The sequence below is a fragment of the Rhodococcus sp. 24CO genome (assembly GCF_050586165.1).
GTDB lineage: Bacteria > Actinomycetota > Actinomycetes > Mycobacteriales > Mycobacteriaceae > Rhodococcus_F.
The window spans coordinates 128,716-155,372 of sequence record NZ_JAZFNF010000009.1 but is presented as its reverse complement, the minus strand read 5'-3'; the positions used below and the strand labels follow the sequence as shown (position 1 = coordinate 155,372).

The following is a 26,657-nucleotide window of genomic DNA, read 5'->3' as shown; positions in this document are numbered from 1 at the left end:
CAAGCGCGTGTGCAGTTCCACGTGTCTGCGCTGCTGTTGCTGTTGATCTTCAACTGATCAACCAGCCTTCCCCGCTCATCTCCACCTGTTTCCCCAGCCTTCAGCGTTTTCCGCTGCCTGCTTGGTGAGCACATCTGCCGGCCGCAAGCCTTTCGAGCCCGAGGACAGCCCCCTCACTCGACACGGTCCGGTGCACCCCGATCGGACAGAGTCACAATGCTGCAGCGTTTGCGTGCCTCGTGCCTGATCAACACCGCCGAAGATCCAGGAGTTCATCGATGACGTCGACAACCGACGCCGCCCCGACTGCCGATTCGGCAGCGCCCGCCGAGGCACGGCCCGCTCGCGCTGCTCGCCCCACGAAGCAGCGCGCCGAAGGTCAGTGGGCCCTCGGATACCGGGAGCCGCTCAACGCCAACGAGCAGGCCAAGAAGGACGACAACCCGCTCAACGTGCGAGCACGCATCGAGAACATCTACTCGAAGCAGGGTTTCGACAGCATCGACAAGAGCGACCTGCGCGGCCGGATGCGGTGGTGGGGCCTCTACACCCAGCGTGAACAGGGATACGACGGCACCTTCACCGGCGACGAGAACCTCGACCTCCTCGAGGCCAAGTACTTCATGATGCGAGTGCGCTGCGACGCCGGCGCTCTCAACGTCGAGCAACTGCGCACCATCGCCGGTATCTCGAAGGAGTTCGGCCGCAACACCGCAGACCTGTCCGACCGTGAGAACGTTCAGTTCCACTGGATCGAGATCGAGAACGTCCCGGAGATCTGGAAGCGCCTCGAAGACGTCGGACTCAAGACCACCGAAGCCTGCGGTGACTGCCCCCGCGTTGTCCTCGGTTCTCCCCTGGCCGGCGAATCGTTCGACGAGGTCCTCGATCCGACGCCGGCGATCGACGAGATCGTGCGCCGCTACATCGGCGACCCCAAGTACTCCAACCTGCCCCGCAAGTTCAAGACCGCCATCTCCGGCCAGCAGGACGTCGTTCACGAGATCAACGACATCGCCTTCATCGGCGTGAACCACCCCGAGCACGGCCCGGGCCTCGACCTCTGGGTCGGCGGCGGACTGTCCACCAACCCGATGCTCGCGCAGCGCGTCGGCGCGTGGATTCCGCTCGACGAGGTTCCCGACGTCTGGGAAGGTGTCGTCTCGATCTTCCGCGACTACGGCTACCGTCGTCTGCGCGCGAAGGCCCGCCTCAAGTTCCTCATCAAGGACTGGGGCATCGAGAAGTTCCGCGAAGTTCTCGAGACCGAGTACCTGAAGCGTCCGCTCATCGACGGTCCCGCGCCGGAGAAGCCCACGCGCCCGATCGATCACGTCGGCATCCAGAAGACCCGAAACGGCCTCAACGCAGTCGGTTTCGCGCCGATCGCCGGCCGCGTGTCCGGCGACATCCTGGCGCAGGTCGCCGACGCGGCTGAGAAGGCCGGCAGCGACCGGATCCGCTTCACCCCCTACCAGAAGCTCATCATCCTCGATGTCGCCGACAGCACCCTCGAGCCGCTGATCGCCGACCTCGACGCACTGGGCCTGCCCGCACGTCCGTCGCACTGGCGCAAGAACCTGATGGCCTGCTCCGGCATCGAGTTCTGCAAGCTCTCGTTTGCCGAGACCCGCAAGCGCTCGCAGGTTCTCGTTCCGGAACTCGAAGAGCGTCTGGCCGACATCAACAGCCAGCTCGACGTGCCGATCACCATCAACATCAACGGCTGCCCCAACTCGTGCGCCCGCTCGCAGGTCGCGGACATCGGCTTCAAGGGCCAGCTCGTCGACGACGGTGACGGGAATCAAGTGGAGGGTTTCCAGGTTCACCTGGGAGGCAGCCTCGGATTCGACAGCGCCTTCGGACGCAAGCTGCGCCAGCACAAGGTCACCAGCGTCGAGATGGGTGACTACATCGACCGCGTCGTACGTCAGTTCGCGAAGAACCGCAACGAAGGTGAGCGGTTCGCCGAATGGGCAGTGCGAGCAGACGAAGGAGATTTGCGATGACAGTGGACATTTCGCGAGCAACCGTCGACGAGCTTCGGGCGATCGCCGAGCGCGGTGCCGTAGAACTCGACGGGGCCAGCGCACAGGAACTGTTGCAGTGGACCGAGGACACGTTCGGTGACCGGGCGAGCGCAGCGACGGGGGATCGTAGCGGTTACATTGTTGCGTCGAACATGCAGGACGGTGTGCTGGTTCACCTTGCCGCACAGGTACATCCGGGCGTCGACGTACTGTTCCTCGACACCGGCTACCACTTCCCCGAGACCATTGGCACGCGTGACGCGGTCGAGCAGGTGTACGGCGTCAACGTCATCAACGCTCGCGCACTCGCCAGCGTCGGTGAGCAAGACATCGCGGAAGGCAAGGACCTCTTCGCCCGCGACCCCAACCGCTGCTGCGCACTGCGCAAGGTCGCGCCGCTCAAGCAGACCCTGTCCGGTTACAGCGCCTGGGTGACGGGCATCCGCCGCGTCGAAGCACCCACCCGCGCCAACGCTCCCCTGATCTCCTTCGACGAGGGCTTCGGACTCGTCAAGATCAATCCGATCGCACCGTGGTCGGACGAGGAGATGCAGAACTACATCGACACCCATTCCATCCTCGTCAATCCGCTTGTCGACGAGGGCTATCCATCCATCGGCTGCGCGCCCTGCACCAGCAAGCCAGCCCCCGGCAGCGATCCGCGTAGCGGTCGTTGGGCCGGTGCCTCCAAGACAGAATGCGGGTTGCACGCATCATGACAGTTGATTTGACACTTTCGCGGCCTCAGCTCGACGGCACACAGTTCGATACCCTCGACGCCCTCGAGTCCGAAGCGATCCACATCTTCCGCGAGGTGGCCGGTGAGTTCGAACGCCCGGTCATCCTGTTCTCGGGTGGCAAGGACTCCACGGTGCTTCTGCACCTGGCGATCAAGGCCTTCTGGCCTGCACCCCTGCCATTCACACTCCTGCACGTCGACACCGGCCACAACCTGCAGGAAGTCCTCGACTTCCGTGACCACGTCGTAGCGAAGTACAACCTGCGCCTGCACGTGGCCAGCGTCGAGGAGTACATCGCGGACGGTCGCCTCACCGAGCGTCCCGACGGTATCCGCAACCCGCTGCAGACCGTTCCGTTGCTGGACGCGATCTCCGAGAACCGCTTCGACGCCGTCTTCGGTGGCGCTCGTCGCGACGAAGAGCGCGCCCGCGCCAAGGAGCGGATCTTCTCGCTGCGCAACGCTTTCGGCCAGTGGGATCCCAAGAAGCAGCGCCCGGAACTGTGGAACCTGTACAACGGTCGCCACTCCCCCGGCGAGCAGGTCCGTGTCTTCCCGCTCAGCAACTTCACCGAACTCGACATCTGGCGTTACATCGCCCGCGACAACGTCGAACTTGCCAGCATCTACTACGCCCACCAGCGTCCGGTGTACCAGCGCGACGGCATGTGGATGACGCCCGGCGTCTGGGGCGGACCGGCCGAAGGCGAAGAGCTGCAGACCCTTTCGGTGCGTTACCGCACAGTCGGTGACGGCTCCACCACCGGCGCAGTCCTCTCCGATGCAGCCGACAACGAGGCCATCCTGGCCGAGGTTGCGGCATCACGTTTGACCGAGCGCGGCGCGACCCGTGGCGACGACCGAGTTTCCGAAGCGGCCATGGAAGACCGCAAGCGAGAGGGCTACTTCTGATGAGCGATCTGCTCAGACTGGCAACTGCCGGCAGTGTCGACGACGGAAAGTCCACCCTCGTGGGCCGCCTGTTGTACGACACGAAATCCGTTCTCGCCGACCAGATCGACGCCGTGACCCGTGCGTCGGTGGACCGCGGTCTCGACACCCCTGACCTCTCGCTTCTGGTGGACGGACTGCGCGCCGAGCGTGAGCAGGGCATCACCATCGACGTGGCGTACCGCTACTTCGCGACCCCCAAGCGCACCTTCGTGCTTGCCGATACACCGGGCCACGTGCAGTACACCCGCAACACGGTCTCCGGTGCCTCGACGGCTCAGCTCGTGATCCTGCTGGTCGATGCCCGCAAGGGTGTCATCGCGCAGACTCGCAGGCACGCTGCGGTTCTCGCGTTGCTCGGTGTTCCGAAGCTCGTTCTCGCCGTGAACAAGATCGACCTCGTCGAGAACCCCGAAGAGGTCTTCACCTCGATCTCCGCCGAGTTCAACGAACTCACCAGCTCATTGGGCTGGGCAAGCGAAGACGTCGTCGAGATCCCGGTATCGGCCCTGCACGGCGACAACGTCGCAATCCGCTCGGACAAGACCCCGTACTACACCGGACCCACGCTGATCGAGCACCTCGAGTCGATTCCGGTCGACGCCGAGCCGCACCGTGTCGGCCTGCGTTTCCCCGTTCAGTACGTGATCCGCCCGCGCACGGCCGAGTTCCTCGACTACCGCGGATATGCCGGCCAGGTAGCTGCCGGTTCCGTCGTGCCCGGAGACGAAGTGGTGATCCTGCCTTCTGGCACACGCACCACCGTCGTTCGGATCGACACCGCCGATGGTGAACTGGATGTCGCTCACGCCGGGCGCAGCGTCACGCTGATCCTGGCCGACGACGTCGACGTCTCGCGCGGCGACACCATCGCGTCGCCGTCGGACGCACCCGAGCCCATCGGCGAATTCGACGCCACGGTCTGCTGGCTGGCCGAGAAGTCGCTGCGCCCCGGTGCACGATTGCTGCTCAAGCACGGCACGCGTACGACGCAGGCCATCGTCGGCAGCTTGGTGGAACGCTTCAACGAACAGGATCTCACCACGGATCAGGGCCCGGAAACTCTCGAACTCAACGAGATCGGCAAGATCTCGATCCGGGTGGCCGAGCCGATCGTGGCTGACGACTACGCCGTCAACCGCCACACCGGTAGCTTCCTGCTGATCGATCCCGCTGGTGGAAACACTCTCGCAGCCGGCCTCGTCGGCGACGTCATTTCCGCTGTCGAATTGGGCGAGCGCGTCTAAGTCGATGGTTCCGCTCATTGCTGTTGCGCACGGCAGCCGTGATCCCCGTTCTGCTCGGGTGATCGCGGCTGCCGTCGCGGCACTTCGCGAAGCGCGGCCGGACCTCGACGTTCGGCTGGCTTTCCTCGATCTCAACGCGCCGTCCATCGATCAGGTCCTGGACGGTGTTGCCGCTGACGGATATACACAGGCCGTCGCGGTCCCGATGTTGCTGGGCAACGCCTTCCACGCCCGGGTCGATCTGCCCGGACTCCTGGCCGCCGCCGCGCTGCGTCATCCACAATTGACCGTGTTCCAAGCTGATGTGCTCGGACGCGATACCCGCTTGATCGAGGCGGTGCGCGAAAGAATTCTCGAAGCTGGTGCAGACCCGGGCGATCCGTCGGTGGGGGTCGCTCTTGCGGCAGTCGGCTCGTCCGACGCGCGCGCCAACGCCGCGACCGCAGAGCTCGCGTCCACTCTCCTGAGCGGAACCAACTGGTCGGGTGTTCACATCTGCTTTGCGACGTCCGCGGAACCGACAGTTGCGCAGGCAATCTCCGCACTAGAGCGCGGCGGTGCCGAACGCGTCGTCGTGGCGCCGTGGTTCTTGGCTCCCGGCTTGCTGACCGATCGACTGAGCGCCGCCGCGTCGACGGCATCTCTGCCCACGCGTTTCGCCCACACGATCGGCGGGCATTCTCTCCTTGTCGAAACGATGATCGACCGTTACCGACAAATCGCCGATGCGCTGCCTGACCGTCTGGTTCGTTCTGCCTGATCAGTTTTCACAGGCCGTTATCAGATTGTTACCGTAGTGTTGGTTCTGTCCAGCGGGCGAAGGGTTTTCCTCCACCTGCGAAACAGGTCTTTGGGTGCAATCCCCTCAGAGCGCCGCGAGAGGGAACACCATCACTCACAATCTGCGCCTCGGAACGGCCGGCATCGCCTGGATACTGTCGGTGCTCTACCTGCTGGTCGAAATCTTCACCGCAGGAGCCTGGAAGACGCCCTACAGCTTCGTTCGCGACTCCATCAGCTCGTTGGGCGTCACGACATGCAGCGCAGATTCGTGTTCGCCGATGCACGACGTGATGAACGCAGCCTTCATGATCCTCGGCGCACTCACCATTCTCGGAGCAGCGTTGCTGCACAAGTACATTCCGGTCGGTCGCACGAAGAAATGGATACTGGGACTGGCAGTCGTCGTGGCCTTGAGTACCGCTGCCACCGGAATGTTCCCCGCAAATGACGGCACCTTCGTTCACTGGACTGCTGTCCTGCCCGGATTTGTCGCCCGCCACGCCGTCCTCGTGCTGCTCACCGTGGCGTTCTGGAATCACCAACGGTGGATCGCAGTGTGGTCAGGCCTGTGCGCGGCAACCGGAATCGTCGGCGCCGTACTTCTCCTCGGCAGAACCCTCGCCTTCGGACTCGGTGAACGTCTCACGCTCTACCCGCTTCCCATGTGGATGGCCGTCACCGGCGTCGCGGCGATCCTCGCCCTCATGCGCAGAACCGTTCTGAAAAACGTCGACATGACACTTCTCGGTAACGGATTCATCACTGCCCTGCTGTCACTGCGGCCACGTCGATCGCTGCCCCCGGTCTCCACCGACGTGCTTGCCCGGCGGACCAAGGCTTCCGTGTAGCGAAGCCGCGGTGAGCAGGGACACACTGGAGGCAGGCGACGCGAGGAGACTCCCATGACCAGTGCATCTGTTCGACACGGAATCGTAGCCGGAATCGACGGCTCCCCCGGCGCGGTGAACGCTGCGCGATGGGCGGCGTCCGCGGCCCGGAAATTCGACGAACCCCTACGCCTGACACATGTGCTGCCCGGACAACCGGACTTCAGCGAAAGCGGCGCCGTGACCGACGAAGAGATGTTCGATCGTCACGTCCGTACCGAAGGTGCGAAGTGGGTCGAGGAAGCCGAGAACGCCATTCGTGACGACCACACAGACGTCACTATCGAGCGTGTATTCGTCTCCGGCTCCACCGCGACAGCGCTCGTCGAACTCTCGAAAACCGCACGAATTCTCTCGCTCGGACAAGCCGGTACCACCGAGATGCAGTCGGTGTTCCTGGGATCCGACACGATCCGGGTGGTGAACCGTGCCCATTGCCCGGTGACTGTCTTTCGCGGCAGCAGCGATCACGCCACCACCGATAACAGGCCCATCGTCGTCGGTATCGACGGCAGCAAACTCAGCGAACTAGCCACCGGCCACGCCTTCGAGTTTGCGGCGTTTCTCGATGTGCCCCTCGTTGCCGTCCACACCTGGAACGAACACGCCTCGCTCGGCGGCTACTCCGAAGCGCGGCGGTTCACCGATTGGGGTCCGTACGAGGAGCACGAGAACGCGCTGCTCTCCGAATGCCTCGCCGGCTGGACCGAGAAGTACCCCGAGGTCGAGGTCACTCGCAGCGTACAGAGAAGTGGACCGATGAAGGCGCTTCTCGAGCATTCAGCCGAGGCTCAACTGGTAGTCGTGGGAAGCCACGGTCGAAGCCCGTTCATGGCCTCGATCGTGGGTTCCACCAGTCAGAGCCTCATCCACCACGCCCAGTGCCCGGTGATGGTGTGCCGCGAGGGGTGAGAAACCCCGTCACACCTGGCCGACGAGGCTCACCACCGTTGGAGAGTCCACCGGCGCTTCCGGAAGGTTGGGAACCCGGGTCGCACGGGCGTACACCGTCTCGCCGGCCTCCAGATGCAGAGCAGCGCTGTCTCCGCGCGTGACCTGGGCTGAGAACAACTCCCCCGTCGCTTCGTTGCGCAGATCCACGCGAACCTCGAAGCCCAGGTACACCACACGTTCGACGGTGGCCCTGGTGACGCCGAGCGATTCTGCGGTTCCGGCTTCCTGAGCGAGAGCCATGCTGGGGTCGCGGCCGAGACGGATGTCGTGCGGGCGCACCAACTGGCCGTTGAGCTTGGCGACAGATCCGAGGAAGGACATCACGAAATCGTTGGCCGGACGGTCGTAGAGGTCGGCTGGCTCGCCGATCTGCTCGATCCGTCCCTTGTTCAGCACGGCGATGCGATCCGCGACGTCGAGGGCTTCTTCCTGGTCGTGGGTGACCAGAACCGTCGTGACGTGCACTTCGTCGTGCAAACGGCGGAGCCACGTGCGCAGGTCGGCGCGAACTTTCGCGTCCAGCGCGCCGAAAGGCTCGTCGAGCAGCAGCACCTGCGGATCGACGGCAAGGGCACGCGCCAACGCCATCCGCTGACGCTGACCACCGGAAAGCTGTGCCGGATAACGATGCTGGAAGCCGTCGAGGCCGACGATCCCGAGAAGTTCGTTGACCTTCTTCTCGATCTCCGGCTTCGGACGCTTGCGGATCTTGAGGCCGAACGCGACGTTGTCGCGAACCGTCATGTGCTTGAACGCAGCGTAATGCTGGAACACAAATCCGATGTCACGCTTCTGCGGGGAGACGCCGGTGACGTCCTTGCCCGCAATGGTGATGGTTCCGGAATCGAGTTGCTCGAGACCCGCGATCGACCGCAGTAGCGTCGACTTGCCCGAGCCACTCGGCCCGAGCAGTGCGGTCAGGGAACCGGACGGGATGTTGACGGACACGTCGTCGAGCGCCGCGAAGTCACCGTAGTTCTTACGCGCCCCGGTCACAGTGATCATGTGTTGCTCCTCTTGCGGTCCAGCAGCGTCATCAGCAACAGGACAATGATGGCGATGCCCATCAGCAGAGTAGCTGCCGAATACGCACCAAAGGTGTTGTGATCGTCGATGTATCGCGAATGCACGAGCAAGGTCAACGTCTGGGATACCCCGGGGAAGCCCGACGACACCATGATGACAGCTCCGAATTCACCGAGCGAGCGGGCAACGGTCAACACGATTCCATAGGTCAATCCCCACCGAATCGCAGGCAACGTGATGCGCCAGAACGTCTGCCACCCCGAAGCGCCAAGCGTCGCCGCGGCCTGCTCCTGCTCGTCACCGATCTCGTGCAGGACGGGTTCGACCTCACGGACCACAAATGGCAACGTGACGAAGATGGTCGCGAGCACCATGCCAGGCAACCCGAAGATCACCTTGAATCCCAAGGACTCGATTCCGCCGAACCATCCGTTTGCGCCCCACAGCAGGATCAGTGATACACCGACAACAACAGGCGAGACAGCAAACGGCAGGTCGACGACGGACTGCAGAACACCGCGACCGGGAAACCGCCCGCGCACCAAGGCAAGTGCAGTGACAATTCCGAAGATCACGTTGATCGGCACCACGATCACCACGATGAGCAGCGAAAGATTCAGCGCCGAAATCGCCGCAGGCGTCGTGATCGAATCGATGAACGCGCCGATCCCGTTCTCGAACGTGCGCGTCAAGATCACGCCGATCGGCACCACCAAGAGAACGAACAGGTACAGCAGCGCGACGGACCGCAGTCCGATCCGCGATTTCGTGGAAATGTTCATCAGCCGCGTTCCTCACGTCGTTGACCCCGAGAAGCGAAGAGACGCAGCACGAACAGCGTCACGAACGCGATGAGCAGCAAGGCCACCGACACCGCAGCAGCATTGGTCGGACGGTCGATTTCGATCTGCTGCTGAATGTACTGCGACGTCATCTGCGTCACGCGCGGAATGTTGCCGCCGATGAGGACCACCGAACCGTACTCACCGATCGCTCGCGCAAACGCCAGGCCCGCGCCTGAAATCACGGCTGGAGCCAGCGTCGGCAACACCACGGAACGGAAGATCGTCCAGTTGGACGCACCCAAAGATGCTGCCGCTTCCTCTACTTCGCGATCGACCTCCATCAGCACCGGTTGCACCGAGCGCACCACGAACGGCAGCGTCACGAAGGCCAGCGCGACGATCAGGCCGGGCTGGGTTGCGTTGAGGTGAATGTCGATCGGTGACTGCGGCCCGTACAGCGACAGCAGCACGATCGACGCCACGATGGTCGGCAACGCAAACGGCAAGTCGATCATCGAGTTCACAATTCGCTTGCCCGGGAACTCGTCTCGCACAAGCACCCACGCGATGATCGTGCCCATCACGACGTTGATCAACGCCACGACGATCGAGACGAACAACGTCACCCGCAACGACGCCAGCGCAACAGGTGCGGTGACGGCGTCCCAGAACCCGGCGATACCGTCGTCGAAAGCGGTGACGGTCAGCGCCGCGAGCGGCAGCAGGACGATGACGGAAAGCCACAGGGTGGCCACGCCGATGCCGAGTGGCCCGACGCTTCCCGTGACCCGCGCGAGTCTGGGTTTGCCGGTCACGGGTGTGCGTTCAATGGTGTCGGTCACGGCAGTCTTACTTGGTTGCGTTGTCGTAGATTACGGCGATGGAACCGGTGTCCTTGGTGAACAGTTCGGCGTCGACGGTCTTCCAGCCACCCAGATCCGTGATGGTCCACAGCTTCGTGGGCTCGGGGAACTTGTCGGCGAACTCGGCGGCAACCGCGGGGTCAACCGGGCGGAATCCTGCTTCGGCCCACAGCTTCTGGCCTTCGGCGGTGTAGAGGTAATCCTTGAATGCCGTTGCCTGCTCCAGAACCTTGCTGTTCGACAGCACAGCGACCGGGTTCTCGATCTTGAACGTCGTCGGCGGAGTGACGTGCTCTACCGGATCGCCGTTGCCCTCGATGAACAGCGCTTCGTTCTCGTAGCTGATCAGAACGTCGCCACTGCCCTGCAAGAAGGCTTCCGATGCTTCGCGGCCCGACTTCGGCTGGATCTTGACGTGATCGTTGACGAGCGCGGTGATGTAGTCGAGGCCGGCCTGCGGGTTCTTGCCGCCGTCACTCTTTGCCGCGTACGGCGCCAACAGGTTCCACTTGGCCGAGCCCGAGCTGAACGGGTTCGGGGTGACAACCTCGAGGCCGGGCTGGAGCAGGTCGTCCCAGTCCTTGATGCCCTTCGGGTTGCCGGGACGTGTCACGATGGTGACGACCGATCCGAACGGAATTCCGTTGTAGGCGTCCTGATTCCAGTTCTTGTCCACCAGGCCCGCGTCGACGAGGCGCGTGATGTCGGGTTCGACGGAGAAGTTGACGAAGTCGGCTTCAGCACCGTCCTTCACCTTGCGGGACTGGTCGCCCGACGCGCCGTACGACGGGTTGAACGCAACATTCTTGCCGTCTTCCGTCTCCTGGAAGGCGGGAATCAGCTTGTCGAAGCCGGGCTTCGGGACCGCGTAGGCAAACAGGTTGATCGTGCCGGCGCTACCGTCGCTGGCAACGGTGTCGGCGCCGACGGTGTCGCTCGAGCCACCGCTGCACGCTGTGAGTACCACGGCCCCCATGGTCGCGATCGCAGTGAGGAGTGTGCGGGAACGGCGTTTCATTGCAGATACCTTCCGAAAGGGCTGACAGAAAAGGGCTGGTACAGCGGGAAATCCGAGACCTCTGGGGCTGAATCCATCGGGATGTTCGGACATGAGGAGCCGACGGGGCTTTCAGATGCCCTTGGTCGGGGGGCGCGAACTACGCGCAGAAGAGTTCGAGCGGGGCGCACATGCGCCACCGAGGAATTCGAACTACAGGGAAATCAACAACAGGCGACGTCAGCGACGTCGAGCATGCCGACAGCGATCAACGCCAACTGGTGGCGGATCTGGGGAGCTGCTGCTTCGGACACGTCGTGGACTCTAGCAGAGCATTCCGGCGGTCTCGAATTGGATCTCTAACGAGTGAGAAGCCACGCCACGATACAAAGAAGGATCAGGGCGATCAGTGCAAGAGTGACCCGTGAGCGGGGCATCAGTTTTCCTCGACTTCTCTGAAAGATTTCTCGGGGGTTTTCACGGCGATTGCTGCTGGGTTTCGGCGTAACCACTCGAACACCGGCGACGACAACACAGCTGATAGTCCACGATCCAAACCGATTGCGACGCCGGCACACAGTGGAACTACAACCACCAGGACCAGCACGACCTGCGGGATGAAGGGAAGGCCGGCAATCCACAACTCGACGCCGTCCCACCAGCCTGCAATTCGCTCCACGCCCATCACCCTATCGTTCGCCGCCGCAGGCACCGAACGGCTGTGGAGTGGACGTGCCTCAGATCTGGCCGGACAATGTCCGAATGAGTGTCGACGACGAAGTAATGCAAGCCGTCCCCTCCACAACGGCAGGCCACCATCGAAGCACCTTCCCACCCATCGACGACTACGCATTTCTGTCCGACTGCGAGACATCCTGCTTGATCGCGCGGAACGGGTCGGTGGAGTGGATGTGCGTCCCACGTCCGGACTCGCCGAGCGTCTTCGGCGCGATCCTGGATCGCAGTGCAGGGCACTTCCGGATCGGCCCGTACGGCCAGAACGTTCCGGCAGCTCGCCGCTACCTTCCCGGCGGGCTCATTCTCGAGACCACCTGGCAGACCGAGACCGGCTGGCTGGTTGTGCGGGACGCACTTGTTCTCGGCCCGTGGCACAACGTCGACAAGCGTTCCAGCACTCACCGGCGCACACCCACCGACTGGGATGCAGAACACATCCTGCTCCGCACTGTGAAGTGCGTCAGCGGCACTGTCGAACTCGAAATGAGTTGCGAACCGGCCTTCGATTACCACCGGGGCGCCGCTATCTGGGAGTACACCGGCAAGGTGTACGAGGAAGCGACGGCCACGTGCCATTCCTCGCGGCCCGGCGATCATCCGTCACTGCGCCTCACCACCGATCTGCGCCTCGGACTCGAGGGCCGCGAAGCCCGTGCCCGCACTCGGCTGGTCGAGGGCGACAACGCGTTCGTCGCGTTGTCGTGGTCCGAACTGCCGTCGCCGCAGACCTTCGACGAGGCCGCCGAGATGATGTGGCAGACCGCAAAATCGTGGCGTGAATGGGTCACCATCGGCAAGTTTCCCGACCATCCGTGGCGGGCCTACCTCCAGCGCAGCGCACTCACCCTCAAGGGGCTCACCTACGCCCCCACCGGCGCCCTCCTTGCCGCCTCCACCACATCCCTCCCGGAAACACCTGGCGGAGAACGTAACTGGGACTACCGCTACGCCTGGGTTCGCGATTCCACGTTCGCACTCTGGGGCCTCTACACCCTCGGACTGGACCGCGAAGCCAACGATTTCTTCAACTTCATCTACGACGTCTCGAGTTCCGACCACGGGAAACCACACCCCTTGCAAGTCATGTACGGCATCGGCGGTGAGCGCACCCTCGAAGAGTCCGAACTGAGCCACCTGTCCGGTTACGACGGCGCCCGTCCGGTACGGATCGGCAACGGCGCGTTCGACCAGAAGCAGCACGACATCTGGGGCACCATGCTCGACTCGGTGTACCTCCACATCCGCACCCGCGAACGTGTCCCCGAAGCATTGTGGCCGCTCCTCAAGCGGCAGGTCGAGGAAGCCATCAAGCATTGGCGTCAACCCGACCGCGGAATCTGGGAAGTGCGCGGCGAACCCCAGCACTTCACGTCGTCGAAGATCATGTGCTGGGTTGCACTCGACCGCGGCGCCAAGCTCGCAGAAATGCAGGGCGAGAAGAGCTTTGCGCAGCAATGGTCCGCCATCGCCGACGAGATCAAAGATGACATCCTCGCTCACGGCGTCGACTCACGTGGTGTGCTCACCCAGCGGTACGGCCACGATTCACTCGACGCGTCGCTGCTACTCGCGCCGCTGCTGCGTTTCCTCCCGGCCGACGATCCCCGCATCCGGGCAACCGTCCTTGCCATCGCCGACGAACTCACCGAAGAAGGCCTGGTTCTGCGCTACCGTGTCGAAACCACCGACGACGGATTGAGCGGTGAGGAAGGCACCTTCACCATCTGTTCGTTCTGGTTGGTCTCGGCGTTGGTCGAAATCGGCGAACTCGATCGCGCGAAGCACCTGTGCGAGCGTCTACTCGGATTTGCCAGCCCGCTCAAGCTCTACGCGGAGGAGATCGACGCGCACACCGGCCGACATCTCGGGAACTTCCCGCAGGCGTTCACCCACCTGGCATTGATCAACGCCGTGGTGCACGTGATCCGCGCCGAGGAGGCCGCAGAAGCCGGCGCATTCCAGCCGGCGCACAACGCGACGTAATCGCATGCTGTGCGCCTTTGTCAGCCGCCCGCGGTTAAGAAAGGCGCACAGCAGATAGGTGGCGCTCCGCATCCGCACCGATCCGCCGAACCACGTCGCCGGCGGGATGAACACCGTGCACGAGTCCCACAGCTTCACCGGCGTACACGACGCCGTTGTTCGGGTCGGACGGGTCGTACGCCTTTGCGAGAGTTTCCTCATCGGCATCGACGCCGTCCCAGGCTGCCGTGAAGTCGTTGGCGATGGCGCGGCCACCCCACCGCTGCGGCCACGGCTGACTGCGCGCCCGATCGAACACAGAGGTGTACACCGTATCCGCACTTCCGGCGTCGACGACGCGATCACGCGCGTAATCCGGGCCGACGGTTTCGGGGCTGGCGAGTAGCGCTGTCCCGATCATCACGCCCTGCGCACCAGCAGCAAGAACCGCAGCCAAACCGCGGCCGGTCCCGATCCCGCCCGCAGCGAGCACCGGCAGTGAGGTTGCTTCGAGAATTTCCTGCAGCAGCGGCAGAGTTCCGATGCGGCCGGTGTGCCCGCCGGCCTCACCGCCCTGCGCGATGACGGCGTCCACTCCTGCGGCCTCCACGATACGGAGGTCTTCGAGCGTATTGATCTGTGACACAACAGGAATCCCGGCATCGTGGATGCGTCCGACATAGGCGGCGGGATCACCGAACGACAAGGTGATCATGGTCGGCTTGACCGCGATCGCGGTGTCGAGTATCAAGTCGTTCTCGGGCAGTGACCACGTCATGAGACCGACACCGAATTTCCCGCCGATCGACCGAGCCACCTCGGCTTCGGCCTCGATCCACTCGGGCGTGTTGTACCTGGCCGCCCCCAGCAGACCCAGTCCACCGGCAGCGGAAACCGCGCCGGCGAGAGCACCACCGGCCCGCCCACCCATGGGTGCCCCGAGTACGGGGATCTCGATTCCGAATTCTCGGGACAACCAGGTGGTGATCATGCGCTCCTACTTCTTGGGCTTCTCGCCGACCGATTCCGATGTCAGTGCTGCCACGAATGCTTCCTGCGGAACCTCGACGCGGCCGATGGTCTTCATCCGCTTCTTGCCTTCCTTCTGCTTCTCGAGCAGCTTGCGCTTACGGCTGATGTCGCCGCCGTAGCACTTGGCAAGAACGTCCTTGCGGATAGCGCGAATGTTCTCGCGCGAGATGATCTTTGCGCCGATCGCGGCCTGAATCGGAACCTCGAACTGCTGGCGTGGGATGAGCTCACGCAGCTTCGACGTCATGCGGCCACCGTAGGCACCGGCGTTGGAACGGTGAACGATCGAGGAGAACGCGTCGACGGCCTCGCCCTGCAGCAAGATGTCGACCTTCACCAGGTCTGCCTGCTGCTCGCCGGCCTCTTCGTAGTCGAGGCTGGCGTAGCCCTTGGTGCGGGACTTGAGCGCGTCGAAGAAGTCGAACATGATCTCGCCCATGGGCAATTCGTAGCGCAGTTCGACGCGGGTCTCCGACAGGTAATCCATGCCGCCGAGCTCGCCGCGACGCGATTGGCACAGCTCCATGATGGCGCCGACGTACTCGCTCGGCGCGATGACGGTGCACTTGGCGACCGGCTCGTACACTTCACGAACCTTGCCTTCGGGCCAGTACGACGGGTTGGTGACGATGACCTCGGACCCGTCTTCCATCACGACGCGGTACACGACGTTGGGCGCGGTCGAAATCAGTTCCAGACCGAACTCGCGCTCGAGCCGGTCACGGGTGATTTCCATGTGCAGCAGTCCGAGGAAGCCGCAGCGGAAACCGAATCCGAGAGCAACCGACGTCTCGGGCTCGTAGGCCAGGGCCGCGTCGTTGAGGCGGAGCTTGTCCAACGCGTCGCGCAGCACGGGGTAATCCGAGCCGTCCATCGGGTACAGACCCGAGTAGACCATCGGCTTGGGATCGCGGTAACCGACGAGCGGTTGAGTGGCGCCGTTGCGCGTTGTGGTGACGGTGTCACCGACTCGCGACTGACGAACGTCCTTCACACCCGTGATGAGGTAGCCCACCTCGCCGACGCCCAGGCCGATACTGGCCTTCGGCTCGGGCGAGATGATGCCGACCTCGAGCAGTTCGTGCGTCGTGCCGGTGGACATCATCGTGATCTTCTCGCGCGGACGGATCCGGCCGTCGACAACACGCACATACGTGACCACGCCGCGGTACGCGTCGTAGACCGAGTCGAAGATCATGGCGCGAGCCGGACCGTCGGCATCACCGACGGGTGCGGGGATCTGCACGATTACTTCGTCGAGCAATTCCTTGACGCCCATGCCGGTCTTGCCCGAGACGCGCAGGACATCGCCGGGCTCACAGCCGGTGATGTGCGCGATTTCCTCGGCATAACGGTCGGGATCGGCGGCCGGGAGATCGATCTTGTTGAGGACGGGAATGATCTTGAGATCCTTCTCCATCGCCAGGTACAGGTTGGCCAGCGTCTGAGCTTCGATGCCCTGAGCCGCGTCGACCAGCAGGATCGCACCTTCACACGCTTCGAGCGCACGGGAAACCTCGTACGTGAAGTCGACGTGTCCGGGGGTGTCGATGAGGTGGAGGACAAACTCTTCGCCGTTGACAGTCCAGGGCAGACGAACGTTCTGGGCCTTGATGGTGATGCCACGTTCGCGCTCGATGTCCATGCGGTCCAGATACTGCGCGCGCATCGCCCGCTCTTCGACCACGCCGGTGAGCTGCAGCATGCGGTCTGCCAGCGTCGACTTACCGTGGTCGATGTGCGCAATAATGCAGAAGTTCCGGATCTGCGCAGGATCCGTGAACGTCTTGTCGGCGAAGCTGCTGATGGGAGACCCCTTAATCGGACCGGCACCGGCCCGGATCCGGGCCACTGTCAACCCTTAGGATATCCAAGTCTCACCGCCGCCGCGCCAGGGGTTCCCGCGCAGAGCGCTCCGGTGTTCCCGCGCAGAGCACTCCGGGTTCCCGCGCAGCATGCGATTATGCTCGGTCGCCATGGCAAGCATGTGGAAGCAGCTCGGTAGAACACTCGGCAACTTCGCTCTGGACAAGGGCCCGACACTGCTACGCCAACTGCAGTCGTCGAACGCGTCGACGGGCACGTCCGGTCGACCCGTCGCGGCGCGCACCGTCCCCACCGCGCATCGCGCCCGCAAGGTCGAATACTCCCCCGACCTCGACGGCAAAGCCGATCCCGGCGAGATCGTCTGGACCTGGGTCGCCTACGAAGAGGATCCGACGCAGGGCAAGGACCGCCCCGTTCTGGTTGTCGGCCGAGACGGGAACACACTCCTGGGCTTGATGCTGTCGTCGCAGAGCAAGCGCAACGGCGAGCGAGACTGGGTCGCCATCGGATCCGGCCCGTGGGACAGCGAAGGCCGCCCAAGTTGGATCAGGTTGGATCGTGTCCTCGACGTCCCGGAAGCCGGCATTCGCCGCGAAGGAGCCGTCATGGACCGCAAGAAGTTCGAGCTGGTCGCCACAAAACTTCGGGCCGACTTCAGCTGGAGCTGAAACCGACCCGAAGGACGAAGCACTACAGAATCGCTCGGCTGTCGAGGCGGCTCAGCTGTTCAAGCGATTGAATCGGCCGAACAACGCGCGGTAGATCAGTGCGCCGAGTGCGCCGCCGATGATCGGGAACACGATGAACAACCACACTTGACCCATGGCACCGACCTGATACGGGGCGACGGCAAGGCTACGGGCGGGGTTCACGGACGTGTTGTCGATCGGGATCGAGATCAAGTGGATCACGGCGAGGGTGAAGCCGATGGACACACCGGCCAGCGGAACGTCGGAGATCTGGTCGGTGGACGCCAGAACGACAAACACCAGAAGCGCGGTCAACAGAATCTCGATGATCATCGTGGCGCCGATGCCGTAGCCGTCTGACACCACCATTCCCAGGAGATTCTTCTCGGCCGACGGGCTGTGCGCTCCCCATCCGTTGGCGCCCAGGCCGTCTGCCACTCGGTTATAGGCAGGAAGGCTGTTGGCGACGGTGTAGATGACAACACCGGCGAGCAGACCACCAATTACCTGAGCGACGATGTAAATGCCTGCATTCACTGCCGAAATTCGCCCGATGGCAAATTGGCCGACGGTCACCGCCGGATTGACGTGACACCCCGAAATCGGGCCGATGGCATACACCAGAAACAGCAAGGTCAAACCGAAAGCCAGAGCAACTCCGAGGTTTCCGACTTTCGCGCCGGCAAATACGGCGGTGCCGACAGCGGAGAACACGAGTACAAAAGTCCCCACCGCTTCAGCCACATACTTTTTCACGTCCGAAATCGGTTCGACCTCGGTCAATTCCTGTGCAGTTGGAGACATATTCCCACCTTCTTCGTCAATGAAACGGCAGTAATGCTCACGCGTCTAGATTTGCCGGACTTTACGCAAGGCGAGTGATCTCCACAACAACTTCGAGATCTGTCGATCGGCCGCCGGAAAAGATTCCTTTCAGCGGCGGCACATCCGAATAGTCTCGCCCTATCCCGACCGCGACATGCTGTTCATTCACAGCTATCGCGTTTGTCGGGTCGTATCCCCACCAGGAACCCGTCCACGCCTCGATCCAGGCATGTGATTCCCCCACCACCGTGTCACCGATAGCGGCATCGCGCATCGGATGCAGATATCCGGAAACATATCGACACGGAATTCCCATGGTGCGCAGTATGTCGAGTGTCAAATGCGCATAATCCTGACACACACCTTCGCGGGCGGCCCAGGCTTCGACCGCCGACGTGTGGACGCCGGTAGTCCCGGGCACATACGACATTTCGTCGTACACCCATTTCGATACGGCCACTACCGCTTCCTCCGGCGATAAACCCTGTCGCAATTCTTCGGCAATTGCCGTGAACTTCTCGTCTCGCGGCACATAATCCGTGAAACTCAATTGTTCGTTGAACCGATCCTTGATCGGATCACCGGCCAACTCGTCCCAGCCGACTTTTTCTTCCGGCGCGACAAACGGTTCCGTCTCGACAACGGAAAGACCGGTAACTTCCAGTTCCTTATGTGGCGCATGAAGATCGAAAGCCGTCACCGCGGTACCCCAATAGTCGGTGTACCGGTAGGCACGTGAAGCCGGTTGAGTCTCGACACGGTTCAGGATGACCGTTTGCCGGCTGTCACCCCGTGGAGTCAGTCGCACCTCGTTGTACGACGACGTCACCGGAGCTTCGTAGGCGTATCCGGTGGTGTGCACAACCCTCATTCGCCAACTCACAGTTCCCCCTCCACAGTCGCCTCGGCGTACACAGCACTCGCGTCAGTCCACGCAACCCAGGGCGCGGCATGGAAGTACTGCAACGAAATAGCCTCACCCAGTTCCCGACACGTCTCCTGCCAACCCAACAGTCGCAACTGCAAATCCTCGAGCAACACTCCTTGCGGGAGGAACTCGAGCTCACTTCGTGCCCTACCGAGCAATCGGGTGGCCTCGGCGCGGATCCCGACCCGGCTGGCCTGCTGAGGGTCGAGTTCCTCGAGGCACTTCTCCGCTTGCCGGATCGAGTGGAACACCGACCGCGGAAACAGCCGATCGAGGAGGATGAACTCCACGACCCGGTTCGCGTCGAGAGCACCACGGTAGGTACGCAGGTACGTGTCGTGTGCGCCGGCCGAGCGCAGCACCGACACCCAGGCAGGCGACGTCGGCTTGTCCCCCGCACGGGCCAGGAGCATGCGCACGATCATGTCGACTCGCTCGATAGACCGGCCCAGCAGCAGGAACCGATAACCGTCGTCACGGCTGAGCGTCGAATCCGCCAGTCCCGCAAACATTGCCGCGCGTTCCTCGACGTAGCGGAAGAACTCGTGTGGCCCGAGGTAGCGCGACGCTCGCTCGCGCTCCCCCAATCCGTTGTACGTCGTGTTCAGGCACTCCCACATCTCGCTGGACGTCACTTCACGTGCGCCACGAGCGTTTTCCCGCGCGCTCGACAGTGAGTCGACGATCGATCCGACCTGGTTGCGACTGAACGCAACAAGATCCGTCAGCGAACGCACATCCAGTTCCTCTTCCGGCGCTTCGATTCCGAGGACGCGTAGCAACAACCGCGACGTCCGATCCGGATCGAGGGTCGTGTCGTCGAGCAGTTGGTGGACGGTCACGTCGAGGATGCGCGCGGTGTCGTCGGCCCGTTCCACGTAACGGCCGATCCAGTAGAGAGATTCAGCATTTCTGGCAAGCATCCTTACATCACACTCCGTTCTGTTGATCGCTTCGGCGTGATCACTGTTGTTGTTGATTCAGTTGCGAGAGAGTCAGTTCCGGTCCCTTGTCAGGTTCTGCGGATTCCGGCGGCTCACCGACCAGTTCCTCACCGGCAAGTTCGCCGGCGTCTGTCGATGCCGCGGCAGCCAAGACCCATGTGTCCTTACTCCCGCCACCCTGGCTGGAGTTGACCACGAGCGAACCTTCAGGGAGCGCGACGCGCGTCAACCCGCCGGGCAGCACCCAGATATCGTCACCGTCGTTGACCGCAAAAGGACGCAGATCGACGTGACGCGGCGACAACACGTCACCGATCTTCGTGGGCACTGTCGACAACTGGACAACCGGTTGAGCGATCCAGCCGCGCGGGTCGGCTCTGATCTTTCGGGTAATTTCGGCCAGTTCCGCTGGGCTCGCGTCCGGTCCGAACACAATGCCGTACCCACCGGATCCTTCGACGGGTTTGATCACCAGTTCAGCGACGCGGTCGAGCACTTCCTCACACTCGTCGTCGAGCCAGCATCTGAACGTGTCGACGTTCTGCAGCAGTGGTTTCTCACCGAGGTAGTAATCGATGATCTGCGGCACATAGGTGTAGACCAGTTTGTCGTCTCCGACGCCGTTCCCCACCGCACTCGAAATCACGACGTTGCCGGCTCGGGCCGCGTTGAGCACGCCGGCCACACCGAGAATCGAGTCCGGGCGGAAGTGCATCGGGTCGAGGTACTCGTCATCTATCCGTCGGTAGATCACGTCGACCTGACGTTCACCTTCCGTCGTGCGCATGTAGACGACGTTGTCGCGGCAGAAGAGATCGCGGCCCTCCACCAACTCGACACCCATCTGTCGCGCGAGCAGCGAGTGTTCGAAGTACGCCGAATTCGCGACACCCGGTGTGAGAACAACCACAGTGGGGTCAGCTTCGTTCGTGGCCGCTCCGGCTCGGAGTGCACGCAGCAAATGAGTTGCATAGTCGCCGACAGCCCGCACCCTGTGCGACATGAACAGGTCCGGGAACACCCGCGTCATGGTCCGACGGTTCTCCATCACATAGGACACACCGGACGGTGATCGCAGATTGTCCTCGAGCACCCGGAAGTCGCCGACCTCGTCCCGGACCAGGTCGATACCGGACACGTGAATACGCACGCCGTTGGGCGGCACGATGCCAGTAGCCTCCCGGTGGAAGTGCTCACACGAGGTGACCAGCCGCCGGGGAAGCACGTGATCACGCAGAATCCGCTGTTCGCCGTAGATGTCGGCCAGGAACAACTCCAGCGCTTTGACCCGCTGTTTGATGCCCTTTTCGAGGTGCGCCCACTCTTGCGCCGCGATAACGCGCGGAACCACGTCCAACGGGAAGGGACTTTCCTGCCCCGAGAGCGAGAACGTCACCCCCTGATCGATGAAGGCGCGACCGAGAGCGTCAGCGCGGGCCCCGAGGTCTCTACTGCTCGTCGGCGCCAGCGCGGCGTGCACACCTTGATAGGACTCGCGCACTGATCCGTCGGCGTCGAACATCTCGTCGAAAGCCAACTCGTAGCGACCGATGTCCGCATATCCGTCGAACACTCCGGAGGGACGCGCCCGCGTCGTGGCCGAGCCTGTATTCACCACATTGTCTGTCGTCGGCGTCATAGCAAACATGCTGCTACAGGACCGCGATTTGAGCAGTGCGGAAACATCTCCGCAAACCCCGTGTAACCTTCTCAATCAGGCGCATCGTGCGGCGGTTTGGGATATTCGACCCTGGACTGGTAATCTTGCCAGTCGGTGCATCAGTGTGCCCACAGCTTTCTCGACCGTAACCAGCTAAAGACGACAAGGATTTTACGCGTGGCCAACATCAAGTCCCAGGTGAAGCGAATCCGTACCAACGAGGCGGCCCGACTCCGTAACCAGTCGGTGAAGTCCTCGCTGCGTACCGCGATTCGTTCATTCCGCGAGGCTGCGGCAGCCGGTGACAAGGACAAGGCCAACGAGCTCCTCGTCGCCACCAGCCGCAAGCTCGACAAGGCAGCCAGCAAGGGCGTTATCCACGCCAACCAGGCTGCAAACAAGAAGTCTGCACTCGCGCAGGCTGCAAACAAGATCTGACACATCCTCGTTGACGGTTCGCCGTCATCAGTGGTGTTTCAATAGCCGCTCCGGTCTACTCGACCAGAGCGGCTATTGTTCGTTCACATAATGTTTGTTACTGAGCTGCCCACACGTCGTGCTGCGCGTTTTACTTGCGCAGCGCACAGACCTTACGCACCGCTGATTCCAGCGCGTAGGACGAGTCGACGGCTGCACCTTTCACATCGGCGTTGAGCGCGGCAACAATCTGCATCGCCGCGCCGATCGATGCCGGGTCCCAGCCCTTCACTTCCTTGATAGCCTTCTTGACCTTCCACGGCGGCATCCCTAGCTCCGACGCCAATCGGAACGGATCACCGCCCCTGGCGTACGGGCCGACCTTCGCGACGGTATGCACCGCGTCGGCGAGGGCGTCGGCCAGAAGAACGTGGGGGGTTCCGATCTGGTCAGCCCAGCGAAGCGCTTCGAGCGCGCCCCGGGTATCGCCGACGATTACCTTGTCTGCAACGTCGAACCCCGACACCTCGGCCCTGCCGGAGTAGTACTGATGGACGGCGTCGACGTCGATCTTCCCGCCGGTATCGGCAGCCAACTGGGAACACGCCGAAGCCAACTCACGCAGATTGGAGCCGACACTTTCGATCATTGCCCCGATGACAGCGGGCGAAACCTTGACGTTTGCGGACGAAAACTCGGCCCGAACGAAGTCAGTCAACTGAGATTTGTTGAGTTTGGCGCACTGATGAACGACGGCGCCCAACTTCTCCAGCGCGGGCGCCAGGGCTTTTGCGCGTCCACCACCGGAGTGCAGAACGATCAGCACCACACCTTCGGACGGTTCGCGGGCTGCCTCGAGTACCAGTGCAACGGCGTCTTTACCGGCCTCCGCCGCCGCTTCCAGAACGATCACACGATCTTCCGCGAACAGCGACGGACTGAGCAGTTCGGCAAGTTCTGGCGCATTGGCATCGCCGGCACGCATCCGGGTGATGGGCAGATCCGAGATCCCCTGCCCACGATCACCACGAACGGCCTTGATCAACGTCGACACTGCCCGTTCGATCAGAAATTCGTCGTCTCCGAGAACGAGGTGCAACGGGTCGAGGCCAGCCGGAGTACTCACCCGAAGATCGTCCCACGAGGTACCGACACCACGGACAGAGACCCGTCGCCACTTCCGTACACCGCGAGTGTGCCGCCTTGATCGGTACGTGCCACGACGCCGCCCAGCGATTCCAGCTCGCTCATCACCTGCGGATGCGGATGACCGAAGGTGTTGCCGGCCCCAGCGCTCACCAAGGTCAGTCGGGGGCGAACCGCCTCGAGAAATGCTTTCGATGTAGTTCGTGAGCCATGATGCGGCAGCTTCAGGACATCTGCCCGCACGTCGATTCCGCTACGCATGATCGACGCTTCGCCAGCGGTCTCCGAGTCGCCTGTCAACAGAATGCGGCCCGCACTCGTGTGTGCCATCAGCACCAGGGACTGATCGTTGGCCGATGCGTCCGCGTCCGCGACATCACGCGGTACCGGCAACACCGGACCGAGGACGTCGAACTGCACCGTCCCGAGAACAAACGTCGACCCCGCGCGCAGACCGACCAATGGAATTCCGTGGGCTCGTGCAGCCGCATCCACATCACGAAAACCTGATTCCGGCAACAACATCGGGCCGACGCCCACAGCCGACACCGAACGACCGGCAAGCACGGCGTCGAGCCCGGCGATGTGATCGGCGTGAAAGTGACTGATCAGGACGAGCGCAATATCGTCCACCTCCAACATGTTCAGGCAACGGTCCATCGACGTCGGATCAGGGCCGACGTCGATCACGACTACCCGGCCATCCCCCGTCGCCAACACCAGACCGTCGCCCTGCCCCACGTCGCACATCACCATGTCCCATCCCGGCGCCAGCCGCCCACCTGAGACGACATGGACAAACGCCAGTGCCAGCACCAGTCCCGTCACCACTGCGCCGAGTAGCCACCGTGAGATGCGATTCCACAGCACGACTATCGAGACAAGCACCAGCCCCAGGACTACACATGCCCCGAACAATCCTGACGGAACGGTGAGGTTTGCCCCGGGCACCGAGGCAGCCCGGTCCGCGACGGAGAGCAACCACCACATCGGCGGCCGCACAGCCACTGCCACAAGCACGGCCGCCGGCGCACTGACCAAGGCAAGCAGCGCCATCAGAGCCCCCAATACCGTGAGAACTCCGATCACCGGTGCCACCAACAGGTTTGCGGCTATCGACACGACACTGAGCGTGCCTGCCATCGCAGCCACCACCGGCGCGGTGACAGCAAACGCGGCGCCGGACACTGCCGTCATCTCTGCCAGCCACCGCGGCCACCCGCGCAGCCGAAGTGCGTCGGCCCACACGGGCGCAATGATCACCAAGGCCCCGGTTGCCGTGGTCGACAAGACAAATCCCCAATCCACGGCGAGTTCCGGCATGACGATCACCAGCACGATGACGGCGGCACCCAACGCGGGCAGAGCCTGTTTGCGTCGTCCCGTCACCAAACTCAACAATCCGATCGTGCCCATCACCGCGGCGCGAAGCACACTCGGGGACGGCCGCGCCACAATCACGAACGCCAGGATCGTCACTGCCGCAAGCGCGGCCCCGATCCGGGGATCAAGTGCCGCAGCCCGCACCAGTAGTAACACTGCGCCCAGGAGAATGCTGATGTTTGCGCCGGACACGGCGGTGAGATGGGAAAGACCGGCCGCCGTGAAGTTGTCCTTGACCACCGGAGACAAGGCAGAGGTGTCCCCCACGACCAAACCGGGTAGCAACCCCGCCGCATCGGGAGCCAGCGCCTGAGCACACACCTCCGCAAATCGAGATCGTACGACGCCGGCCCACCGCTGATACCAGGGCGCGTCGCCGATCTCGAGCGGCCCGCCTTCGGTTGTGATCACCGCCAACGTCAGATCCGAGCGCGACGGCACGCTCACCTTTCCCCGAATCGTAAGAATCTGTCCGGGAAGCGTTTCCGGCCACAGTCCGCTCGGCGCACGTACCGTCACGGCGCCGCCTGCGACGTAGTGCTGATTACTCACGGTCACCGATCGGACCGATGCCCGGAAATACACCTGACCGGGACCGATTGACGACGCCGTCGCCCGCGGATCCTCGATGGGACTGACCTGCGCGGTCACCCATCCACCGGACGACGCCGCGCGCGTCAGCGGATGTGCTTCGACATCTGCCATCCGCCACGCAGTCACAGCGCTGAATGCACCGCCGAATACGCAGGCCACCAACAGGACCGGAATCCAGCCCGTAGATCCCCACCGCCACACCCGCACTGCCAGGGCGGCGCAGGCAATGCCAGAAGCCGCCGCGACGTACCAGGCAAGTCCCGACCCGAACACGATGCCCGCAGCAGTTGCTCCCCACACCGCCAACGCCGCGGGCACCAGCCTCGCGTCGAGAACCCGCTGCTCTGCCTCCCCGTTCACACTGTGACCAGAGCTCGCAGCTTGTCGAGCCGCGCCGGGCCTATCCCGTCCACCTCACCCAATTGTTCTATGTCCGTGAACTTTCCGTTGGACGTACGCCACGCGAGGATCGCGCTCGCGGTGACAGGCCCTACTCCGGGAAGCGCGTCGAGTTCGGCTTCCGTCGCAGTATTCAGATTGATCGGCGCCCCATTTGCACTCGCCCCACTCGCACTCGACGTAGCCGATCCCCCACCCCCTGTGGTCGAACTGATCTGCTGATCCGGCAATGCACCCACCGCGCCAACAACTACTTGATCTCCGTCGGACAGTTTCTGCGCCAAGTTCAAGCTCAGAGTGTCAGCGTTGTCGAGCACCCCACCGGCCGCACTCAGTGCATCAGCGACCCGTGAAGTGTCGGGCAGTGTCACCAATCCGGGGTTGTGCACCAGCCCGACAACACTGACAACCACAGACGCCGGAGCAGAGTCATCGGCGAGCACGGTGGGTGGGACCGAACTCGATGTCGCGACCGGAATCCCCACAGCTGCAGGCAGAGCCGGCACCGCCTGGATTGTCGGCGAATCCCACCACAGTGCAAAAACACCGAGTCCTGCGGCGCCCATCGCAATGATCACCAACGCGATTGCTCCGCGCCGGTGCGGACTCCATCGCATACCGCGCCAGCGTTCAGGCACCGCGGCAAACCGAGTGTCCTGCTCAGCCCCATATGCTTCCTCGTCGTCGATATCCAGAAGCCACTCGGGCACTGCCGGACGGGCGACGTCGCCGCTCAGCGCGGAAAGTCGATCACGCACCCTCTCCCGCTCTTGATTGATCCGCATGAGGCGACGCTAGCGAGCGGCCACTGATCTGCGAAGAGGAGAAATCGAGTTGGGGATAACTGGCGG

General features: G+C 63.0%; 25 protein-coding genes. 10 read left to right on the top strand and 15 right to left on the bottom strand.

Annotated elements, in window-relative coordinates:
* Positions 1 to 278 precede the first annotated feature (278 nt).
* The 7 genes from V2B23_RS23045 to V2B23_RS23015 all read left to right on the top strand — a co-directional run bounded on the left by V2B23_RS23045 (position 279) and on the right by V2B23_RS23015 (position 7,549).
* A complete protein-coding gene (locus V2B23_RS23045) occupies positions 279 to 2,009 on the top strand; it encodes a nitrite/sulfite reductase (RefSeq protein ID WP_430952445.1) in 1,731 nt (576 codons plus the stop codon).
* Positions 2,006 to 2,749 carry a phosphoadenylyl-sulfate reductase gene (locus tag V2B23_RS23040; protein ID WP_430952444.1) on the top strand — a complete coding sequence of 248 codons (744 nt, stop codon included), beginning with the start codon at positions 2,006 to 2,008 and terminating at the stop codon, positions 2,747 to 2,749. Before V2B23_RS23045 ends, V2B23_RS23040 begins: the two co-directional genes overlap by 4 nt.
* On the top strand, positions 2,746 to 3,681 hold the full coding sequence (cysD, locus tag V2B23_RS23035) for a sulfate adenylyltransferase subunit CysD (protein ID WP_033233176.1): 936 nt from the start codon (positions 2,746 to 2,748) through the stop codon (positions 3,679 to 3,681). The genes V2B23_RS23040 and cysD overlap by 4 nt, the downstream gene beginning before the upstream one ends.
* On the top strand, positions 3,681 to 4,967 hold the full coding sequence (locus V2B23_RS23030; protein ID WP_430952443.1) for a sulfate adenylyltransferase subunit 1: 1,287 nt from the start codon (positions 3,681 to 3,683) through the stop codon (positions 4,965 to 4,967). Before cysD ends, V2B23_RS23030 begins: the two co-directional genes overlap by 1 nt.
* Positions 4,968 to 4,971: 4 nt before the next feature.
* Positions 4,972 to 5,727: a sirohydrochlorin chelatase gene (locus tag V2B23_RS23025; RefSeq protein WP_430952442.1), complete on the top strand. Its 756-nt coding sequence runs from the start codon at positions 4,972 to 4,974 to the stop codon at positions 5,725 to 5,727.
* A 94-nt stretch (positions 5,728 to 5,821) separates the two neighbouring features.
* Positions 5,822 to 6,598, top strand: coding sequence for a DUF998 domain-containing protein (locus tag V2B23_RS23020; protein ID WP_430952441.1), 777 nt, complete (start codon positions 5,822 to 5,824; stop codon positions 6,596 to 6,598).
* Positions 6,599 to 6,652: 54 nt separating this feature from the next.
* Positions 6,653 to 7,549: a universal stress protein gene (locus V2B23_RS23015; protein ID WP_430952440.1), complete on the top strand. Its 897-nt coding sequence runs from the start codon at positions 6,653 to 6,655 to the stop codon at positions 7,547 to 7,549.
* A gap of 9 nt (positions 7,550 to 7,558) precedes the next feature.
* On the opposite strand, the gene V2B23_RS23010 is transcribed toward V2B23_RS23015, so the two are convergent.
* The 6 genes from V2B23_RS23010 to V2B23_RS22985 form a co-directional block, all read right to left on the bottom strand.
* Complete coding sequence (locus V2B23_RS23010) at positions 7,559 to 8,596, bottom strand: sulfate/molybdate ABC transporter ATP-binding protein (protein WP_430952439.1); 1,038 nt, start codon at positions 8,594 to 8,596, stop codon at positions 7,559 to 7,561.
* Entirely contained in the window at positions 8,593 to 9,399 is an 807-nt protein-coding gene (gene cysW, locus V2B23_RS23005) for a sulfate ABC transporter permease subunit CysW (protein ID WP_033232959.1), read from the bottom strand. The genes V2B23_RS23010 and cysW overlap by 4 nt, the downstream gene beginning before the upstream one ends.
* On the bottom strand, positions 9,399 to 10,244 hold the full coding sequence (cysT, locus tag V2B23_RS23000; protein ID WP_430952438.1) for a sulfate ABC transporter permease subunit CysT: 846 nt from the start codon (positions 10,242 to 10,244) through the stop codon (positions 9,399 to 9,401). Before cysT ends, cysW begins: the two co-directional genes overlap by 1 nt.
* A gap of 7 nt (positions 10,245 to 10,251) precedes the next feature.
* A complete protein-coding gene (locus tag V2B23_RS22995; protein ID WP_430952437.1) occupies positions 10,252 to 11,283 on the bottom strand; it encodes a sulfate ABC transporter substrate-binding protein in 1,032 nt (343 codons plus the stop codon).
* A gap of 203 nt (positions 11,284 to 11,486) precedes the next feature.
* The gene (locus tag V2B23_RS22990; RefSeq protein ID WP_309599224.1) at positions 11,487 to 11,576 is read right to left on the bottom strand and encodes an Ms4533A family Cys-rich leader peptide; all 90 of its coding nucleotides are present in this window, start codon (positions 11,574 to 11,576) and stop codon (positions 11,487 to 11,489) included.
* A 122-nt stretch (positions 11,577 to 11,698) separates the two neighbouring features.
* Entirely contained in the window at positions 11,699 to 11,941 is a 243-nt protein-coding gene (locus tag V2B23_RS22985) for a hypothetical protein (RefSeq protein WP_430952436.1), read from the bottom strand.
* A gap of 83 nt (positions 11,942 to 12,024) precedes the next feature.
* Between V2B23_RS22985 and V2B23_RS22980 the strand changes: the two genes are divergently transcribed.
* On the top strand, positions 12,025 to 13,983 hold the full coding sequence (locus V2B23_RS22980) for a glycoside hydrolase family 15 protein (RefSeq protein ID WP_430952435.1): 1,959 nt from the start codon (positions 12,025 to 12,027) through the stop codon (positions 13,981 to 13,983).
* 34 nt (positions 13,984 to 14,017) lie between these two features.
* Here V2B23_RS22980 and V2B23_RS22975 read toward each other — a convergent pair whose 3' ends face one another.
* Positions 14,018 to 14,953, bottom strand: coding sequence for an NAD(P)H-dependent flavin oxidoreductase (locus V2B23_RS22975; protein WP_430952434.1), 936 nt, complete (start codon positions 14,951 to 14,953; stop codon positions 14,018 to 14,020).
* 6 nt (positions 14,954 to 14,959) lie between these two features.
* The gene (lepA, locus tag V2B23_RS22970; protein WP_033232951.1) at positions 14,960 to 16,852 is read right to left on the bottom strand and encodes a translation elongation factor 4; all 1,893 of its coding nucleotides are present in this window, start codon (positions 16,850 to 16,852) and stop codon (positions 14,960 to 14,962) included.
* A gap of 118 nt (positions 16,853 to 16,970) precedes the next feature.
* Here lepA and V2B23_RS22965 point away from each other — a divergent pair, with 118 nt between their 5' ends.
* Positions 16,971 to 17,489, top strand: coding sequence for a type II toxin-antitoxin system PemK/MazF family toxin (locus tag V2B23_RS22965; protein WP_430952433.1), 519 nt, complete (start codon positions 16,971 to 16,973; stop codon positions 17,487 to 17,489).
* A 51-nt stretch (positions 17,490 to 17,540) separates the two neighbouring features.
* On the opposite strand, the gene V2B23_RS22960 is transcribed toward V2B23_RS22965, so the two are convergent.
* The 4 genes from V2B23_RS22960 to V2B23_RS22945 all read right to left on the bottom strand — a co-directional run bounded on the left by V2B23_RS22960 (position 17,541) and on the right by V2B23_RS22945 (position 21,846).
* The gene (locus tag V2B23_RS22960; RefSeq protein WP_116102866.1) at positions 17,541 to 18,314 is read right to left on the bottom strand and encodes an aquaporin; all 774 of its coding nucleotides are present in this window, start codon (positions 18,312 to 18,314) and stop codon (positions 17,541 to 17,543) included.
* Positions 18,315 to 18,375: 61 nt separating this feature from the next.
* A complete protein-coding gene (locus tag V2B23_RS22955; protein WP_430952432.1) occupies positions 18,376 to 19,206 on the bottom strand; it encodes a transglutaminase family protein in 831 nt (276 codons plus the stop codon).
* 8 nt (positions 19,207 to 19,214) lie between these two features.
* Positions 19,215 to 20,186, bottom strand: a complete 972-nt coding sequence (locus tag V2B23_RS22950; RefSeq protein ID WP_430952431.1) for an alpha-E domain-containing protein — start codon at positions 20,184 to 20,186, stop codon at positions 19,215 to 19,217.
* 40 nt (positions 20,187 to 20,226) lie between these two features.
* On the bottom strand, positions 20,227 to 21,846 hold the full coding sequence (locus tag V2B23_RS22945; protein WP_430952430.1) for a circularly permuted type 2 ATP-grasp protein: 1,620 nt from the start codon (positions 21,844 to 21,846) through the stop codon (positions 20,227 to 20,229).
* A 198-nt stretch (positions 21,847 to 22,044) separates the two neighbouring features.
* Between V2B23_RS22945 and rpsT the strand changes: the two genes are divergently transcribed.
* A complete protein-coding gene (rpsT, locus tag V2B23_RS22940; protein ID WP_033232941.1) occupies positions 22,045 to 22,305 on the top strand; it encodes a 30S ribosomal protein S20 in 261 nt (86 codons plus the stop codon).
* 130 nt (positions 22,306 to 22,435) lie between these two features.
* On the opposite strand, the gene holA is transcribed toward rpsT, so the two are convergent.
* The 3 genes from holA to V2B23_RS22925 are packed head-to-tail and all read right to left on the bottom strand — an operon-like array spanning position 22,436 to position 26,591.
* Positions 22,436 to 23,410, bottom strand: a complete 975-nt coding sequence (gene holA / locus V2B23_RS22935; RefSeq protein ID WP_430952429.1) for a DNA polymerase III subunit delta — start codon at positions 23,408 to 23,410, stop codon at positions 22,436 to 22,438.
* The gene (locus V2B23_RS22930) at positions 23,407 to 25,767 is read right to left on the bottom strand and encodes a ComEC/Rec2 family competence protein (protein ID WP_430952428.1); all 2,361 of its coding nucleotides are present in this window, start codon (positions 25,765 to 25,767) and stop codon (positions 23,407 to 23,409) included. Before V2B23_RS22930 ends, holA begins: the two co-directional genes overlap by 4 nt.
* The gene (locus V2B23_RS22925; protein WP_430952427.1) at positions 25,764 to 26,591 is read right to left on the bottom strand and encodes a helix-hairpin-helix domain-containing protein; all 828 of its coding nucleotides are present in this window, start codon (positions 26,589 to 26,591) and stop codon (positions 25,764 to 25,766) included. Before V2B23_RS22925 ends, V2B23_RS22930 begins: the two co-directional genes overlap by 4 nt.
* Between the last annotated feature and the right edge of the window lie 66 nt (positions 26,592 to 26,657).

Bases quoted from the DNA above. Each gene is read 5' to 3' on its own strand.
- V2B23_RS23045 (WP_430952445.1), top strand. From the start codon at position 279: ATGACGTCGACAACCGACGCCGCCCCGACTGCCGATTCGGCAGCGCCC.
- V2B23_RS23040 (WP_430952444.1), top strand. From the start codon at position 2,006: ATGACAGTGGACATTTCGCGAGCAACCGTCGACGAGCTTCGGGCGATC.
- cysD (WP_033233176.1), top strand. From the start codon at position 2,746: ATGACAGTTGATTTGACACTTTCGCGGCCTCAGCTCGACGGCACACAG.
- V2B23_RS23030 (WP_430952443.1), top strand. From the start codon at position 3,681: ATGAGCGATCTGCTCAGACTGGCAACTGCCGGCAGTGTCGACGACGGA.
- V2B23_RS23025 (WP_430952442.1), top strand. From the start codon at position 4,972: ATGGTTCCGCTCATTGCTGTTGCGCACGGCAGCCGTGATCCCCGTTCT.
- V2B23_RS23015 (WP_430952440.1), top strand. From the start codon at position 6,653: ATGACCAGTGCATCTGTTCGACACGGAATCGTAGCCGGAATCGACGGC.
- V2B23_RS23010 (WP_430952439.1), bottom strand. From the start codon at position 8,596: ATGATCACTGTGACCGGGGCGCGTAAGAACTACGGTGACTTCGCGGCG.
- cysW (WP_033232959.1), bottom strand. From the start codon at position 9,399: ATGAACATTTCCACGAAATCGCGGATCGGACTGCGGTCCGTCGCGCTG.
- V2B23_RS22995 (WP_430952437.1), bottom strand. From the start codon at position 11,283: ATGAAACGCCGTTCCCGCACACTCCTCACTGCGATCGCGACCATGGGG.
- V2B23_RS22980 (WP_430952435.1), top strand. From the start codon at position 12,025: ATGAGTGTCGACGACGAAGTAATGCAAGCCGTCCCCTCCACAACGGCA.
- V2B23_RS22975 (WP_430952434.1), bottom strand. From the start codon at position 14,953: ATGATCACCACCTGGTTGTCCCGAGAATTCGGAATCGAGATCCCCGTA.
- V2B23_RS22965 (WP_430952433.1), top strand. From the start codon at position 16,971: ATGGCAAGCATGTGGAAGCAGCTCGGTAGAACACTCGGCAACTTCGCT.
- V2B23_RS22960 (WP_116102866.1), bottom strand. From the start codon at position 18,314: ATGTCTCCAACTGCACAGGAATTGACCGAGGTCGAACCGATTTCGGAC.
- V2B23_RS22955 (WP_430952432.1), bottom strand. From the start codon at position 19,206: ATGAGGGTTGTGCACACCACCGGATACGCCTACGAAGCTCCGGTGACG.
- V2B23_RS22950 (WP_430952431.1), bottom strand. From the start codon at position 20,186: ATGCTTGCCAGAAATGCTGAATCTCTCTACTGGATCGGCCGTTACGTG.
- V2B23_RS22945 (WP_430952430.1), bottom strand. From the start codon at position 21,846: ATGACGCCGACGACAGACAATGTGGTGAATACAGGCTCGGCCACGACG.
- V2B23_RS22925 (WP_430952427.1), bottom strand. From the start codon at position 26,591: ATGCGGATCAATCAAGAGCGGGAGAGGGTGCGTGATCGACTTTCCGCG.